Source organism: Paenibacillus sp. OK003, assembly GCF_900109515.1.
GTDB classification, from domain to species: Bacteria; Bacillota; Bacilli; order Paenibacillales; family Paenibacillaceae; genus Paenibacillus; species Paenibacillus marchantiae.
This window is the reverse complement of sequence record NZ_FOBD01000003.1, coordinates 301,499-318,185: the sequence shown is the minus strand read 5'-3', so window position 1 is coordinate 318,185 and position 16,687 is coordinate 301,499. Positions and strand designations below refer to the sequence as shown.

The 16,687-nt window shown below is 45.1% G+C and carries 9 protein-coding genes; 8 read left to right on the top strand and 1 reads right to left on the bottom strand.

Features of this window, described 5'->3' with window-relative positions:
• The first annotated feature begins 227 nt into the window (after nt 1-227).
• The 8 genes from BMW94_RS06215 to BMW94_RS06180 all read left to right on the top strand — a co-directional run bounded on the left by BMW94_RS06215 (nt 228) and on the right by BMW94_RS06180 (nt 15,309).
• On the top strand, nt 228-1,328 hold the full coding sequence (locus BMW94_RS06215) for an ATP-binding protein (protein ID WP_090995834.1): 1,101 nt from the start codon (nt 228-230) through the stop codon (nt 1,326-1,328).
• Nucleotides 1,316-3,715, top strand: a complete 2,400-nt coding sequence (locus BMW94_RS06210; RefSeq protein ID WP_090995831.1) for a DUF5682 family protein — start codon at nt 1,316-1,318, stop codon at nt 3,713-3,715. The genes BMW94_RS06215 and BMW94_RS06210 overlap by 13 nt, the downstream gene beginning before the upstream one ends.
• A gap of 23 nt (nt 3,716-3,738) precedes the next feature.
• Nucleotides 3,739-4,890, top strand: coding sequence for a VWA domain-containing protein (locus tag BMW94_RS06205; protein ID WP_254790149.1), 1,152 nt, complete (start codon nt 3,739-3,741; stop codon nt 4,888-4,890).
• A gap of 51 nt (nt 4,891-4,941) precedes the next feature.
• Nucleotides 4,942-8,457: a DUF4132 domain-containing protein gene (locus tag BMW94_RS06200; RefSeq protein WP_090995826.1), complete on the top strand. Its 3,516-nt coding sequence runs from the start codon at nt 4,942-4,944 to the stop codon at nt 8,455-8,457.
• Nucleotides 8,458-8,461: 4 nt separating this feature from the next.
• Entirely contained in the window at nt 8,462-10,192 is a 1,731-nt protein-coding gene (locus BMW94_RS06195; RefSeq protein WP_090995823.1) for a hypothetical protein, read from the top strand.
• Nucleotides 10,179-10,457: a hypothetical protein gene (locus BMW94_RS06190; RefSeq protein WP_175480597.1), complete on the top strand. Its 279-nt coding sequence runs from the start codon at nt 10,179-10,181 to the stop codon at nt 10,455-10,457. Before BMW94_RS06195 ends, BMW94_RS06190 begins: the two co-directional genes overlap by 14 nt.
• A 179-nt stretch (nt 10,458-10,636) precedes the next feature.
• Entirely contained in the window at nt 10,637-13,147 is a 2,511-nt protein-coding gene (locus BMW94_RS06185; protein ID WP_090995818.1) for a WG repeat-containing protein, read from the top strand.
• A 479-nt stretch (nt 13,148-13,626) separates the two neighbouring features.
• Entirely contained in the window at nt 13,627-15,309 is a 1,683-nt protein-coding gene (locus tag BMW94_RS06180; RefSeq protein WP_090995816.1) for a CotH kinase family protein, read from the top strand.
• On the opposite strand, the gene BMW94_RS06175 is transcribed toward BMW94_RS06180, so the two are convergent.
• On the bottom strand, nt 15,306-16,499 hold the full coding sequence (locus BMW94_RS06175) for an RHS repeat domain-containing protein (protein WP_090995813.1): 1,194 nt from the start codon (nt 16,497-16,499) through the stop codon (nt 15,306-15,308). The two genes, BMW94_RS06180 and BMW94_RS06175, sit on opposite strands and share 4 nt — an antisense overlap.
• Nucleotides 16,500-16,687 lie beyond the last annotated feature (188 nt).

The following is a 16,687-nucleotide window of genomic DNA, read 5'->3' as shown; positions in this document are numbered from 1 at the left end:
AAAACAACGTGGATTCAAATTCATTTTGAGTGTATTCGTCATGCTGCAACGATATAAGCAATTCACAATTGTGCTATGAACCATGTCCACGGACTTATGAATAATGCTGATAAGAAGGACGTTTCAACCATTTTTGACGATTTCTGCGTTCGTTCAAAGACTGCTGTGATAAGATAAAACGTAATAAGAACATACGATCTGTTTATGCGAGAGGAGAAACCTTGACGATGGAGATGCTTAAGCCACCCGCCGAGACACTATATGAGAAAGAACTAAGGGCGTTAAGAGAAGAAGATACGGGAAAACGTCCTCCAAACTGGCTGCTGTCCCCGGCATATGTCAGAGATTTTATTATTGGCAGGGATAAACCTGTGATATTGGACGGAAAAGAGGTTCCCATTACGCGGAAATTTTATGGCAACGATGTCCTGATTGAACGTGCCGTGGTAACCTTGGCAGGCAATCGGGGCCTGATGCTCGTTGGAGAACCGGGGACAGCCAAGACCATGCTTAGTGAACTGCTGACGGCCGCCATTTCTGGAACCAGTCTGAACACAATTCAGGGTACGGCAGGCACAACCGAAGACATGATCAAATATTCCTGGAATTATGCCATGCTGCTGGATAAGGGCCCGTCCGAAGCGGCGCTTGTGCCCTCACCTTTGTATAACGGAATGAAGAAAGGAATTCTTACTCGTTTTGAGGAGATTACACGTTGCCCCGCTGAAGCACAGGACAGCCTGATCAGTATTCTGAGTGACAAGGTGATGAGTATTCCTGAACTGGATGGTGGTGTGCTGTTTGCCAAACCAGGGTTTAACGTGATTGCTACGGCGAACATTCGCGATAAAGGTGTCAATGAAATGAGTGGTGCGCTGAAGCGCCGTTTCAATTTTGAGACGATCAAACCGATCAGCAGTGTGAAAATGGAAGCCAAGATTATTGAATCCCAAGCGCGAAGCCTATTATTACATAGCGGAATAGACACCGAGATTAATTCGGATGTGGTTGAATTGCTGGCCACGACATTTATGGAGCTTCGAACAGGAATGACGCGGGAAGGTTACAAGTTGGATACGCCCCAAGCGTCCATGAGTACGGCTGAAGCCGTATCTGTATATGTACAGAGTGCAATGACTTCCTATTATTACGAAGACAAGGGAATCGCATTGGATCGGCTGGTGCAAAACATGTTGGGGACGATAGCGAAAGAAAGCGACAAGGATCTGTCCATTCTCAAAACCTACTTCTCCAAGGTCGTGAAGGAGCGGTCCAGAGAAGAGGGAATTTGGAAGGATTACTACGAGGAAAAGAAATGGATCGGTTAACAGGAAAAGCGGATCTGGATGTTGCCCAGTTACAGACGCTATTTAAGTCCCAGGTCTATAACCTGAACAACGGAACGCTTTATTTTCCCATACGCCATCATAGTCCAGCCTGTTCCTATCATTTGCTGCGATTGATTGAAGAATACAAGCCGGGCATCATTCTTATCGAAGGACCTGAGAGCGGCAATCCATTACTTCAAGTTCTGGCTGATGAGGCGACCCTACCTCCAGTTAGTCTTTACTACACTTATGAGAGTGAAGAGGAGAGAGCGGCCTGTTATTATCCGATGCTTCGTTACTCTCCTGAATATGTAGCGCTGAAAGAAGCATCACGGCTGAGCATCCCAGCAACTTTTATCGACCTGGATTATCATCATTTCTCTAAGCACAACAAGGCACAGCGGGAGATATCCATTCAAGATGAGACTTTGCTCGCAGGGTCTGAGTTTATCCACCGTTTATGTCAGAAAACCAACTGTCGAAGTTTCGATGAATTGTGGGAGAACGTATTTGAGATTGGTGGTCTGGAGAAGTCAACTCAGGCATTTGTACAGGATGTATTCACGTACTGCACCTTATCCCGGATGTGTTATTCAGCGGAGCGGTTGCAAAGTACAGGCGATCTGGCAAGAGAAGCTCATATGAGAAGTCGTATTAAGCAAGCTGGGCAGGAGCATGAACGTGTGCTTGTCATCACCGGCGGATTTCATACGTATGGACTGCTGATGCCCGAGAATCATAGGACGGACTCAGAAGAGATGACGATGCAGGAGCATGCGAAGGTTCAGAATTCGGTGCATCAGCAGATGTATCCCATGGTCTACACGTTTGCCGAAGCGGATCGGCTGAATGGGTATGCAAGCGGCATGCCTTACGTGAATTATTACGAACAGATCTGGACCCAGCTGCTTCGGCAAAAGAGCTCCGTGTATAATTTGACCGCATTGGACTTGTTATCCCGACTAACCCGCACACTGAGGGAAACGCATGAACATGTATCAACCAGCGACGCTATTGAGGCATACAGCATGGTTCAAGGACTCGCAGGACTGAGAGGAAAAAGGGAAGGCGGAGTCTATGAGCTGATGGATGCAACACTTTCTTCCTTTGTTAAGGGTGAACTTACGTTAGCTTCAGACAAACCTCTGCAAGAACTACACAGATTGCTAACCGGAGATGTCATCGGAAAAGTGGCTCCCAACCCATTCAGTATTCCGATCGTTGAGGATTTCAAAGAACGTTGTACAGAATCAAAACTTCAAATTCGTACTACAGGCCAACATAAGAAAATACTTGATTTATATGCCAAACCAGATCATCGTCGGCAAAGTCAATTGTTTCAATGTATGGTCTATCTCGTTCCGGAGTTCGCGAAGCGGCAATCGGGCCCGGATTGGATTGCACAGCGTGACATGAACCTTGTTCGGGAGACGTGGGTATATACCTATTCCTCCAGAATTGAGGCTCGATTAATCGAAAACTCGCTCTATGGAGGCACCATTCGGGAAGCCGCTACGCGCAAGATGGAAGAGGAAATGCAGGGAATACCGGATCATCACAGCGGTGACCTCGCCAAATCCATGCTTCAGGCTCTGCTCATGGGCCTGCAGGATACCGCAATGAAGCTGTATGAACAAGTAAAGTCAGCGCTCCGAAAGGATGGAAATTTCTTGTCGTTGTGCGGAAGTCTGCATATGTTGAATCGAATTCAGCAGCATCGCAGACTTCTTGGATTGTCTGAGGAACAGCAGCTTCTCAACCTCGTGTCCGAAGCCTATAACAATGCCGTGGACAAACTGATGCAGCTCTCAAGAACGAATCCGGATGAACATGAAGCGATTGTCCAGGGACTGAAGCTGCTTGCCATGCTGGCAGAATCATCCGAAGAGCATTTTCGGGACGATACCTTCCGGGCGCACCTGGATGAACTACTGTCAGACAGCCAACTTCCGGCACAGCTGGAGGGGGTGTGTATTGCCATATCTTCAGGACTTGGGGACAGGCTTAGAGAAGAGATCGTGGATCGGGCACGTGCATATATCCGGGGATCGCAGGAGCAGACCCGGCAGACTGCGCTTTACCTACAGGGCGTGTTCTCTGTAGCACGGGATGCTTTTTTGTATGAAGATCAGCTTTTATCGGAGTTGAACTATATGATTGAGCAGCTTGATTATGAAGAGTTTATTCGCATGATTCCTGAGCTTCGTTTGGCGTTTACTTACTTTACCCCCATGGAGACAGGCCTGATTGCGGATCGGGTTGCGAGCTTGCATCAGGTAGAGAACGAAGAGATGTCATGGCCTTCCGTTGACGAGCGATTGCTGATCCAGACCAAAACATGGGATGAAGCCCTTCGGAAGGAGTTTGACGCATGGAAGCTGATCTGAATGAGCTCAATACAACCAAGGAAATGGTGAAAGACAATGCAGAGCTGAACCGGGCAGAAACCTTAAACCGTTGGCGCCTTATTCTAGGTGAATCCGCCGAAGAAGGACTGTCCAATGCTGAAGACTATTCCCCTGATGATTTTAAATATACCGAAGTCGATGAGATTCTCGGATATCTGTATAATCGCGAATACGGTGAAGAGCAGGGTTACAGAAAAGGGGGAGGAAGGGGCCCTTCGGATCTATCCGTTCCCAAATGGTTGCATAAGGTCAGGAAACTGTTCCCGAAATCAACGGTAGAAATTCTGGAGAAACAGGCGCTTGACCGTTATGGCCTAACGGAATTGTTAACGGACAAAAAGCTGCTCGAATCCCTCGAACCCAATATGAACCTACTCAAGAACATTATGCAATTTAAAGGACGAATGAAAGGCGACGTATTAAAGAGCGCCAAAGGAATCGTACGAGTCGTGGTTGAAGAGCTGCGACGCAAACTGGAATCTCAGACCAGAGCAAGCATTATGGGGAAACGCAGCCGTTATGCATCCAGTTCGGTGCGTTCCTTGCGCAATCTAAATTTCAAACAGACGATTACCAAGAACTTGAAGAATTATGACAAAAACAATCGAAGATTTGTAATTGATCGTCTATATTTTGACGGGAATATCCAGTCTCACAACAAGTGGGACATCATCATTGGTGTGGATGAGAGTGGAAGCATGTTAGATTCAGTGATATACAGTTCGGTGATGGCCAGCATCTTCTATCGTCTGAATGCACTACGAACGAAATTGTTCATTTTTGACACACAGGTTGTCGATTTGAGTGACAGGCTGGAAGATCCGGTAGATGTGCTTATGAACGTGCAGCTTGGTGGAGGAACGCATATTACCAAGGCACTCCGTTATGGTGAGACGTTAATCGAAAATCCTGGAAAAACGATATACATTCTCGTTAGTGACTTGGAGGAAGGTTACCCGATCCAGCACATGTATAAGGCATGTAAGGATATTCTGGATACGGGCTGCAAATTGCTTGTGCTGACCGCACTCGATTTTAACGGAGATACCGTGTACAACAAACATGCTGCGCAGACGTTATCCAATATGGGTGCACATGTAGCTGCGATTACGCCCAATGAGTTGGCAGACTGGATTGGCGAGATTATTACTTAATTGGTGATATACAAGATCATTTATAAACTCATATTCAAGGAGGAATGTGTAATGTTAACCGCAGACCGCGCAGTAGAAGCTTTGGTGGAGAAGTTTGCAGAGGTGTGTTCCAATGAATATTCGTTGAAAACGGACCGGAGTTCGGAAATCATTGATTATGTGATGGGAACGACGGACAAGTTTCCGGATATGATGGGAGGTTCCAGCCATTATGCGTACCAGACGATAGAAGTACTTATGAAAATTGCCAAAAAAGATGAGGGAGACATCTTTTTTCGAGCGGGAGCCATTGTAATTCATATGGAATCCAATTATTCCAGAAGGAATTCGTGGAGAACCGATGGTTTTACGCTCTGCCTTGGAAGCGACTCGGAAGCTTATGGACTGAGTGGAAAGAGCAAAACCGATGATCGGATGGGCGAGTTGCTGTCCCGTTTGGAGAAAATCAATCGCTATGCTGGAGAGAAGGAAATTCTGGATGAATTAAAGAGTAGACTGAAGGGGAATTTCCAGGATGTAATCAATGGAATGATACTCCTTCGACTCTATTCAGATCTCAATAATAGCCCTTCCCATCTTGCCCAGGTACAACAGTTCACTCAATCTCTGCCTGCATTATTTCAACACGTGATGACCCATGATACAAGTAAGCTGCGGAACGAATTGCGTACATTGATTGAGCCGCTGGTGGTTTGCAATTTTCAAACAAAACATAACAAATCTGCATATGAATTAAATGATGAATTTCTCCGGGAGAAGCATAATCAGGTTATAGCTGAGAACTATTCGAACACTTCTCTCTCCAAAAAGGAGCAGGTGTCTTACAGTGAGTTCGACAAGACGATGATCCTTTTGAGTAATGCTTTGTTATATTTGGTTAACATCAGTGGCGGCAAACAACGTTTCCTTGAAAACAATAGTGAGACCGGTCTTATTTTGCTCGAAGCCATAAACCAATTACATGAGATCTATCCACTTGAAGTTCGGCGCTATTTGTTAAGTATGGATACAAGAACGAAAAATGCCAACGAATTGCTGTCAGGGCTAGTGCCCCTGGATGAACCATATCATCTCATCGAAATGTTGCGTAATGAACTCGAAGCTTACACCATACCATGGCAATTTCTGCAATCCACGATTGTGAATGATCCGCAGCAAGCGATTCGTGCATACCACATATTAAAACCCCCATTCCTCAAATTGTGTATTCAAAAAGTGCTGGAGGACCATGGAATCGCAGTACCAGATGTGGATGAAACGGTTGAGCAAGCCGTGTTCAGTGTTCTTCGGCATCCGTTAGATGGAGGCAGACAGGGGCTTGCGATTGCACGATATTTAAACGGGGAGAGTTCCTTTGAGGACTACTGGGAAGATCCGAATAGTCGTGGACTGTTTAATAACCTGAATCGTGACAAAAGGCGCGTTCATAACTTGATCAGCATTAGTTTCCTGCCTTTGGATTCGGAGGCGATGCGTCGGTTCGTGATTCTGACCACGTATCCCGAGTGGACACTCGATATCGTTTCTGATATGTATCAATCTTACGCATTTAGCGGTGAGAAGCTGCTGGAACTTTATGGCCAAGATCCAGAGGTAAAACAAGAGAAATTACTGTCAAGCCTGATCTCTCTCAACGGTATGACCGATTACAAGTACAAATCGATGCCTCAGGATGAATATCGCCGGATCATTCAGCAAAATCTGGACTTTGCTCTGAGACAGTACAAGAAACTGCCCACGGACACGCGCATCTTAATTTTGGAAATCACCTTTGAACAACGTCACGACCTATCGACTAAACAGGTAGCTGAAGCGATTCGTGCCGGATTGCAGGATACATCCAAAAAGGCAAATGGCGTGGCGTTATCTGAATTCAATCGGATTCCTGACCATGACTTATATATAGCAATATATCGTTCGGAGAAAAAAACGGGTGTAAAAGAAATGGCTCTGAGCGCCATCCGCAGTCTGGATCATAGCAAGGATATATACCTTGAGCTTCTGAATGGGGAGAAGTCTGCGGAATGGAAGAACCTGATTCAAATTCTGCTGGATACCGCGGATCAAAGCCCAGAGTATGCTCATGCGGCACTTGCAGATCAGGCAGATGCCAAAAAGCTGACCAGACTAAGCTGGTTGTCCTTGAACGATCTTCCTTCTCTGATACGTTCAGAGGACAATCAACCATTAGATGATCGAATCAAGCAATATATCTTGGTGCAATCAATAGATCATACATCTGCGCCGAACGAAAGACTGAATGAACTACGTGAGTATGTAAGCGAGGACTCGCTCGCAAGGTTTGCGAGCGAGCTGCTACAGTTGTGGATACAGGAGAGTGCTTCTGCGAAGGAGAAGTGGGTAATGTACCTCTCGGCACTCTTTGGCGATACTCAAATTGTGAATATATTGGCTCCCCAAATTAAGGAATGGACAGAAAACAGCCGAGGCGCCATTGCAGCTGATGCTGTAAAAGTACTGGCCTATCTTAAGGAGCCTTCTGCTCTTATGGCGATTGACAAGATTAAACGCACTGTGAAGAACCGCCAGGTTAAGGGTGCGGCTGAAGAAGCGTTGCAGCTGGCAGCGGAAAATATGGGACTTAGTTCGGAACAACTGGAAGATCGACTCGTCACCACACTTGGTTTTGATAAGAATGGAACGATGCAGCTGAGCTACGGGGAGCGTTCATTCCTGATTAAAGTGAATGGAGATCTGCAAGTCGTTGTTGTAAATGAAGAAACGGGTAAATCTGTGAAGAGTCTACCTGCTCCTGCACAGAAAGACGATGCTGAACTTGCAGCACAATCTAAGGCGCGTTTCACACAATTGAAGAAGGATCTCAAAACAATGGTTAACATCCAGGCGCAACGTCTGGAAGAATCTTTGTCTAAACAACGTCTGTGGTCTGCTGAGGAGTGGACAGCATTGTTTGTACAGAATGTTATCATGCAGAAATTTGCTGTAGGCCTGATATGGGGCACATATGAAGAGGGTCAGTTGGTCACCACGTTCCGTTATATGGAGGATGGCACGTTTAATACCGTCGATGAAGATGAATACGAGCTGCCTTCGGGTTCGCTGGTGGGATTGATTCATCCACTCGAACTGGACCAATCTACGCTCGAAGGATGGAAAACGCAGCTGGAGGATTATGAGATCAAGCAGCCGTTTGAGCAGTTGAATCGTCAAATTCATGTGCCTGAGGATGAAGACAAAAACAAGGTTGAATATGACCGTTTGCCGGAGTCTGATTTCTCTCCCACCGCATTCCCCAAAGCACTGGAGAAATACGGATGGATCAAAGGTCCAGCACAGGATGGCGGCTGGTATCATGAATTTTACAAAGAGTATGGAGATCTTGTCGCAGAACTGCGCTTTAGTGGTACCAGCATTTCATATTATGAAGGATTGGAAGATATCACGCTGGAATCTCTGCACTTCTTTAAACCTGGCAGTCAGAAACACTATTATTATAGCGATCACAAGTCCACTGCTTTGGGTGAAATCGCAGGTCGTGTGTTCAGTGAGACGATCTATGATATTTTAAGAGCGTCAGGACGTTGATCACGTGAGTGGATTTGAACAGAAATTCCGGATATTTTCGAAGCTGTGTACGGAGGATTATTTGATTCGACATGCCAACAAAGGGTTGTACAAACGGTCTCTGAAAGAGTTGGATCATGGCGTGACTGTGCAATACACTTGGAACGAAGCCTCTGTGGGTTGTCAGTTGAGTAATGGTACACATTGTACACTTGAAAATACGCTGGATCATTGGGAGTGCTCCTGTCCGGCAGACAATATTTGCAAACATGTATTGATTTCGATTTTGTATTATCAACGAGAATATCAAACAAAGGATACATTCAATCAGGGTGAAGAAGCTTCATCAGCAGAGTTGGAGCCAGAGTCTGGTCTGGTAACGGAGTCACGCTTTCGCTGGATGGTTGAATCGGATCTTGCTCCTTTGATTAAATCGTATAGCTCTTCCTTGATTGAGGAGGTTCTGTTCCGATTAAGATATCCTGAGCAGATTGAAATATTGGAAGAGTCTCTTCTAACGGTGCGTCTGGTGAAACAAGAAATTGAGGTTTCGTTTACAGAAGAAGCTAGTCTGGCTAAGGCCCTGTGCAAAGTAAAACAAACTGCTGGCAATATGGCCAAGCTTGAAGCATTATTGCGGTATCGGATGCAACAAGGTTTGGATGATACGGAAGCCATAAGTGGAAGAGTCCATGATGCCAAATTTTCGCTTCAAACGGTGCAGGAATGTCGTTGCATGCTGGCAGGCCTGCTAAAGACGGGACTTGCTCGTCTGCCTCAATCGTATATGGCCCAATTGGAGACATTGGCAATTGCCGCTCATAGTGGTCATCTTCCCGACATTGAGCGAGGTTTACGTGGGATTCAGGGAGAACTGCAACTGTTTTTTAACCGACACGTACGGTTCTCCATGCAATCGATGCTTGATCGGGTAAGCAAGTTGTATCTTGCATTACAGGTGCTTGAACAAGAGAAGGTATCTGCATTCAAACAAAGTCAGCTCATTGGCAGTTTTCGAAGTAAATACTATGCGGTTCCAGAGCTGCATCTGTATGGATTGGGGGCTGATGCATGGGAGACACGCTCCGGTTACCGAGGAATTACGTATTATTTCTATTGCTTTGATGATGCCGAAATTTATACGTACAGCGATGTGCGGGCGGTATACTATGAAGATAATCAATTTTCATATACAGAGCATTATGGTTCCTTCACTCCATGGCTGCCCAATCTGACTTTTCGTCAATTTGCCGGGGAAGAGGTTCAGTTTCGTTCGGTTAAAGTAAATGAAGAGCATCGACTCTCCTCCGGGGAAGGCGCAAAGCTTACACTGTTGCCCCGAACAGGAGTTGAAGAGGTGAATCTGGGCAAGTACATGCAAGATATACCCTCCGTACTCGCTGAGGATGCGCGCTCATTTGAGTTGTTTTCCGTTCCGAAAGAACGACTGGCGATGATCAAGGTTGCCCGGGTTGTAGAGCATCGCTTCGATAAGCAATCACAGGACTTTATTCTAACGATGAAGAGTGACCATGGGGAGACGTTGGATCTGACTCTTCCTTATTCAACGGAATGGGAGACCATGATCAAAAGGTTGGAGTCGGGTTATGGAACAGGAACACTCGAAAACTTTTATGCTTTCGTGCGTATAGAGCAACAACGGATATACCCGATCAGCTTCCTGAAGGGTCCAACAGTGATCAGTCTGAAACTGGATACGGGTTATGGAAGGACGGGGAGAATTGGAAGACTATAGTCAGTTGATGCAGAAGATCAGCAGCTGGTCAGAAGAGCTGTTGCTTCGCGGGTTATCCCAATTCACACTGAAAGATATTGAAGTATTGGAACAGCTAATCGTGGAGACCTCGAGGTTCCAAATGACTTTCCTTCGTGAAATATTGGAACACATGATCGAAGAGGGCCGAAAAACCGCTTTGGGGAGCGGCGATGAGGAGCTTATGTTGCTTCATTATTGCCGCCTCACACAGTATGTACAGCTCAGCACTCAGGAATCATCCTGAACGAATTGACACATAAAGCATTGCAGAAGCATGAGCCTCTGCAATGCTTTTTATTTTATTTGAGTAAAATGGGTTTTTGAATCTCCCAAGTTAACGGTTATATTCGATCAGATGTCATATCCCCGCTTATGATGCATACCCATACATTAGGCGAATGCTGTCTTAAGGAGGAAACAGGCATGTCCATGAGTGAACCTCTGTTAACGCAAATTGTCAATCAACATATCCCGGCTGACGCGACTGTCGTCACCATTGATAAACCGGTCAAACATCCGGCTATTTATGCTTCAGATTTAACGGGAGACGGAATGCCGGAGATTGCTGCTGTATATGAGCAGGGCGGTGAATTAATGCTGCTTGTTCTGAAATTTTACCAGGGTCACTGGATCAAGATGTCTTTGACGAAAGGCTTGGGTTATGGCGTTACCTTGTTGACAGCGGCATCGGTAACATCCACGGCGCGGAACAATCTCATTGTCGGCTGGCAGATCGGTGCGATCTGGTCGAAGCTTGCTGTATACGATTGGACGGGAGCAGGACTGACAGATCTGGCGCCAGAAGACTTGTATTATAGCCATGCGGAAATCATCGATATGCCGGGTCACCACGGCAGAGATGGCAAAGTAGAAATTGCCCTCTGGATTCATGATACAGGTGAAGCTTATCGGGTCGAAATCATCCGCTGGCAGAATGGTAAATGGGTTCCCGCAACAGATGTATATCCGTATTACTTTCCTAAGGTAGTAAAGTATTACGAACAATTGGCAGAACAACATCCAGATTATATTTTCTATTGGTATTATCTTGCGGACGCTCAGTATAAAGCCGGATTATTTCCAGCTGCACTCGTTTCGGTCCAAAAAGCGCTAAGCTTCAGTGAACCATACCCTTCACGGGAAGTTCTGCTTGAGCTGGAAACGAAGATTAGGCAAGCCATGGGCACAGAGGGGCCGCGTGAAACGACGTGGTTATTTCCGATATCAGTCAGAACAACAACTGGAACCCGGTGGGGTTATATGGACGCCCAAGGTCGTATTCGTCTTGAACCGGTACTTGACGATGCCCAAGACTTTCAACGAAATGGCTTGGCTGTCGTGGTGAAAGACGGGAAAACTGGCATCATCAATCTTAACGGGCAATTTGTCGTTCAACCTGTATACGATTCCATTAATTCTTTCACAGAAGGTCGGGCCATTGTCATTGATTCCCAAGGGTTCAAGATGATTGATGAACAAGGCGCAGTATTGACCAAACGGGCATATCCGTTTATTGCCGATGTGAAGGACGGCCGAGCGCTATTTTACCTTTCAGACAGCAGTCAGGCAGGCGGGGAAGTCAGTCATTACGGTTATTTGGACACCTCTGGAAATGAGGTCATTCGGGCGCAGTTCGCTTCAGCGAACGATTTTCAGGATGGCAAGGCCGTTGTGCAGATCAAAGATAATGAATATGCGTTAATTAACCGAAATGGTCAGCGGCTGGCGACGTATCCGTATGCCTATGTAGGACCTCTGGGTGACGGATTACTTCCTTTTCAGAAAGAGGCATCAGGTAAATACGGTTATATCGACGAAAGTGGTCATATCCGAATTCAGCCGAGCTTCACCTCGGCATTTCCGTTCAGTGGTGGATACGCTATTGTGAATACAGCGGAGGATTACAACTCCATCTATGGCGTTATTAATACTCAGGGCACATTTACCATCCAACCCGCCTACAATGACATTCGAGATCTGGGAGAACATCGGCTGGCCCTGGGGCAAGCGATTGATCCCAAACAGTCTTTTATCGGTTCGGTCTATGCAATTGCAGATGTCAATGGTAGAAAGCTTTCGGATTTTGTATATACGGATGTATCGAATTACAAGGGAAGGCTGGCTTCAGCCACAAATGGAACACAAACGTTCTTTCTGGATCTAAATGGGCAACCTGCATCAGGATACCCCCGTGTTGAAGGTTCGGGCACACTCGAATTGGTAGCTCCCGATCTGATTAAGGCGTATGTGGACCAACGCTTATCCTATGTAAACCGAACCGGGCAGATCATCTGGCGCCAAAATACAATCGTTCCACTTCACCCGCCTTATCGTGTACGGGAAGAGAAATATAAGCCAAACCCCGATTACCTCGTGTATTATCCGCAGGTGGAAGGATTAACCGATCAAGCCATTCAGCTTGCAGTAAACGCCAAGTTAAAGGCATTATCCCAAGTGAAGCCAATTCCTGCGGATCAGAAGCTGGATTACACGTATACAGGTGATTTTGATATTACGTTCTACAAGCAGCAATTGCTTCAACTCAAGCTCACGGGTTATAACTACCCGGCTGGTGCTGCACATGGCATGCCAACGATGATCTATGCGATTATTAATCTGAGCAGCGGTCAGATGTATGAACTCAAGGATTTGTTTAAACCGAACAGTGATTATGTGAAGGTGCTTAGCAAAATCGTAGGAGATCAGATCAAGAATGATCCGCAGTACTCTTATGTTTTTCCGGACACGTATGAGGGAATCAGCCCGGATCAGCCCTTTTTTGTCACAGCGGATGCACTGCATTTATACTTTAGCCCTTATGAAATCGCTCCTTATGTCGCGGGATTTCCGACGTTTACAATCCCTTTTGCCCAGATCAAGGACATCATTAATACAGAGGGTTCATTCTGGAAAGCTTTTCACGAGCAACCGTAACCTTCACAGTGTACCAGTTTACCTAGGCCATATGTTTCATATGGTCTCTTTTTTGTATAATGAGCTGTATAATGAGCTGTCAACTCGGATAACAAAGGAAAAAAAGGGAACGAAATAAGAACGAGGTTCGAGATGTTTGAAGGCAAACGTAAAATGCATGATTTAATCGCAGCCCGGAAGTTGTATGGGATCGAATGGAGAGGGAATACGCTGAATCACATAATAATCCATGTAAAATTAAAAAATCCTCGGGGTATATAAAAATAAAAAGTAACATTTATCCATATTAATGATGAGTAGCTAACGGCAATAGGGTAGTACTTGAGAGGACCAGAAGACAGTCCATGGACGCCACTATTACAGTTTTTTTGAACATTAATATTTCTGTTTGACCTGTTTACGATTTAATTCAGATTCATTTAAGAATTGCTATCTATGATGGTTACATATAAAAAATAACAATCATGGGGTGATGGCAAATGAATCTATACAAATCGACCAAGTTTATCGCTGTAGCGATGCTATGTACTGCGATGCTGACGGCTTGTAGTTCGACTAATCAAGGAAATGGGGACTCGGAAAGTAATTCGACTGAAAATGAACAAACGAATACGGATAATCAGAGTAAAACGGAGAATACCGCGCAGACAGTAGGATATGCTGATCAAATCGACAAGACTGAGGTTATGTCCATTTCGATTGATGTGGATGAAGAGGCATGGGAAAAAATGCTGGACACTGCAACCGAGGAACAGTACATCTCAGCTAATATTACAATTAACGGAACGACGATTGAAAACGTCGGAATTCGTCCAAAGGGTAACTCCAGCCTGCGGCAAGTCGCTAACGATGATACAACGGATCGATATAGTTTCAAAATCAAGTTTGATGAATACGTCAAGGATCAAACTTGGATGGGGTTGGACAAGCTCGTCGTTAACAACATGATTAGTGACAATAGCTATATGAAGGAATATTTGAGTTATGACATTATGAGTTATATTGGCGTAGATGCACCTTTATTCGCATTCTCCAATATTAGTGTAAATGGAGAGACTTGGGGCATGTACCTGGCTGTCGAGGACATTGACAGTGGATATCTCGCTAGAGCCAAGAATGACGAGGGTGAACTTTACAAGCCGAACAATGACAACAACATGGGGCCAGGAGGTATGGGAGGGCCAGATGGAAATCCTTTTGCACAAGGATATGGAGATATGCAGTTTCCTAATGAAGGTATGGCGCCACCGGACGGTGCAAGCCCGCCCAATATGAACAGTGGGACAGGGGAAGATGGTGCGAATACATTACCGGAAGCAGGTATGAAGGGTAACCGTGGTCCAGGTGGTATGGATGGAAGCGGCAATGGTGTTTCATTGGTGTACACCGATGACAAATCATCCAGTTACTCCGCCATCTTTGACAATGCTGAAACCAAAACAACAGAGGAAGATTATCAGCGTGTCATCGAATCGCTCAAAAACTTGAGCACAGGCACCGAACTGGAGAAATATGTGGATGTGGACGAAGTTCTGAGGTATTTCGCAGCCCACACGGTGGTTGTCAATATGGACAGCTACACGTCCGGAATGGGACATAACTATTATCTGTATGAGAACGATGGACAAATCAGCATGTTACCCTGGGACTACAACATGGCCTTCGGCGGATTTCAATCTGGTTCTGCATCCGATGTCGTGAATCTGGCGATTGATACGCCGGTATCAGGGGTCAGCCTGGAGGAACGTCCGATTTTGGGCAAGCTGCTTGAAGTGCCCGAGTATAAGGCCAAGTATCACGAATATTTGCAGGAGATCGTAGATGGATACTTCGCAGACGGAAAATTCGAAGAAAAAGTGCAGAGCCTGAACGACATGATCGCGGAATATGTGAAGCAAGACCCTACAGCGTTTATCACCTACGACAAGTACGAGGAAGCTGTTGCGGAATTGACCAAACTTGGCACGCTGCGTGCAGAAAGTATACAGGGGCAACTGGACGGAGATATTCCTTCCACGACCGAGAAACAGAAAGAGAACTCGGATTCGCTGATTAATGCTTCTTCGGTTGATCTATCCAAACTGGGTGAAAATATTATTCCAGGCATGGGAGGCGGCTTTCCTGGAGCTGCAAAGGGTGATCAGTCTAAGGAAGGAAATTAAGAAGAAGAATTACAGTAAAGCGAGAGCAACCAATGCGAACGATCGCATTGGTTTTTTCTTTTTGTTATTACATATTCACAAAACTCGTATTTTGTACACAAGTTAAACTCTGATTTACCATGCGTCATATTCATACTGTGGTTTGATCCGTTAAACTGTATTCTCTGACCAGATTGATCTTGCACTTCAATTAATTGATCCAGTGCATCATATATATACGTTTGTTTTCCATCGTTTAATAGGTTTCCATTATTGTCATACTGATAAGATTGTCCATTAACAGAAGTTAATTGATTGGCTTTATTATGCTCGTATACAGTGGTTTGCTCCTGCCCATTGGTGACAACTACTTTTTGTGTCCGATTACCCACGTCGTCATAGCGGTATTTAATTGTTGTACCATCGGGTAGAGTTTCTTGTTCGAGTTGGTTAAGCGCATCGTACTCATACGCTGTATCACCTAGTTCTGAATGAATTGTCTTTACATTCTCATTAGAGTCATACGTGTATTCGTACTCGCGAAGTACACTTCCTGTGCTGGAGTAATCACCGTAAGTGCGCAACTGTTCCCCAGTATCGTAGTCAGCCTTGGTTACAATTCCGTTTGCCCGATCGGCTTGTTCCATTGCAGCCATATCATTGTACTGATAAGAAATGAGGTTTTGATTATCCTTGCTAATGCTTTTGACTTGATCTAACTCGGTGTAATCATAACTTACAGTAGACGAATGTGCACCGGTTGCATATGAGAGTTCCTGAAGTCCACTATTCGCATTATAGATATAAGACTTTTGATGTCCTCTATCTACCTCTGTTTCAGGTAAACCATCAGGCTTATACGTAAAGGAACGAGCACCATTATTAACATTGACCAGTAATCCATTTTCATCATATTCATAAGACCACTTTTGTTGCCCATCTATACTTATAGTTTTGAGTTGATCCAAAGCCGTGAATGTTGAAGAGATTGTGTTCCCATTAGGAGTCGTGGTCTCCATTAGGTTGCCATTTGAATCATATTTGTTATCTGTCACCTTGCCAATGGCATCTGTCTTTTTCATTAACTGATTTTGCCCATTGTACTCATACTGAACTACAGCCTGTTTTGGATTAATCGTTTTAGTCAAGTTACCGGCTGTATCATACTCATACGTTGTCTCTTTTTCCTTCGGATCAATTACAGTTTTCAAACGATAATACCTAGCAACCGTGTTTAACCTCTCATCTTGTCATTTGTCACATAACATTGTGAACATTTTCATGTATTATGGTACTTAATAAAGCTTTAAGTGCATGTGATCGATGTTTAGATGTACATCTAATAGGTAATCGGGCTATGTTCTTGTCCAATACGGCAATCGGTACAAGTTCTTGTCCT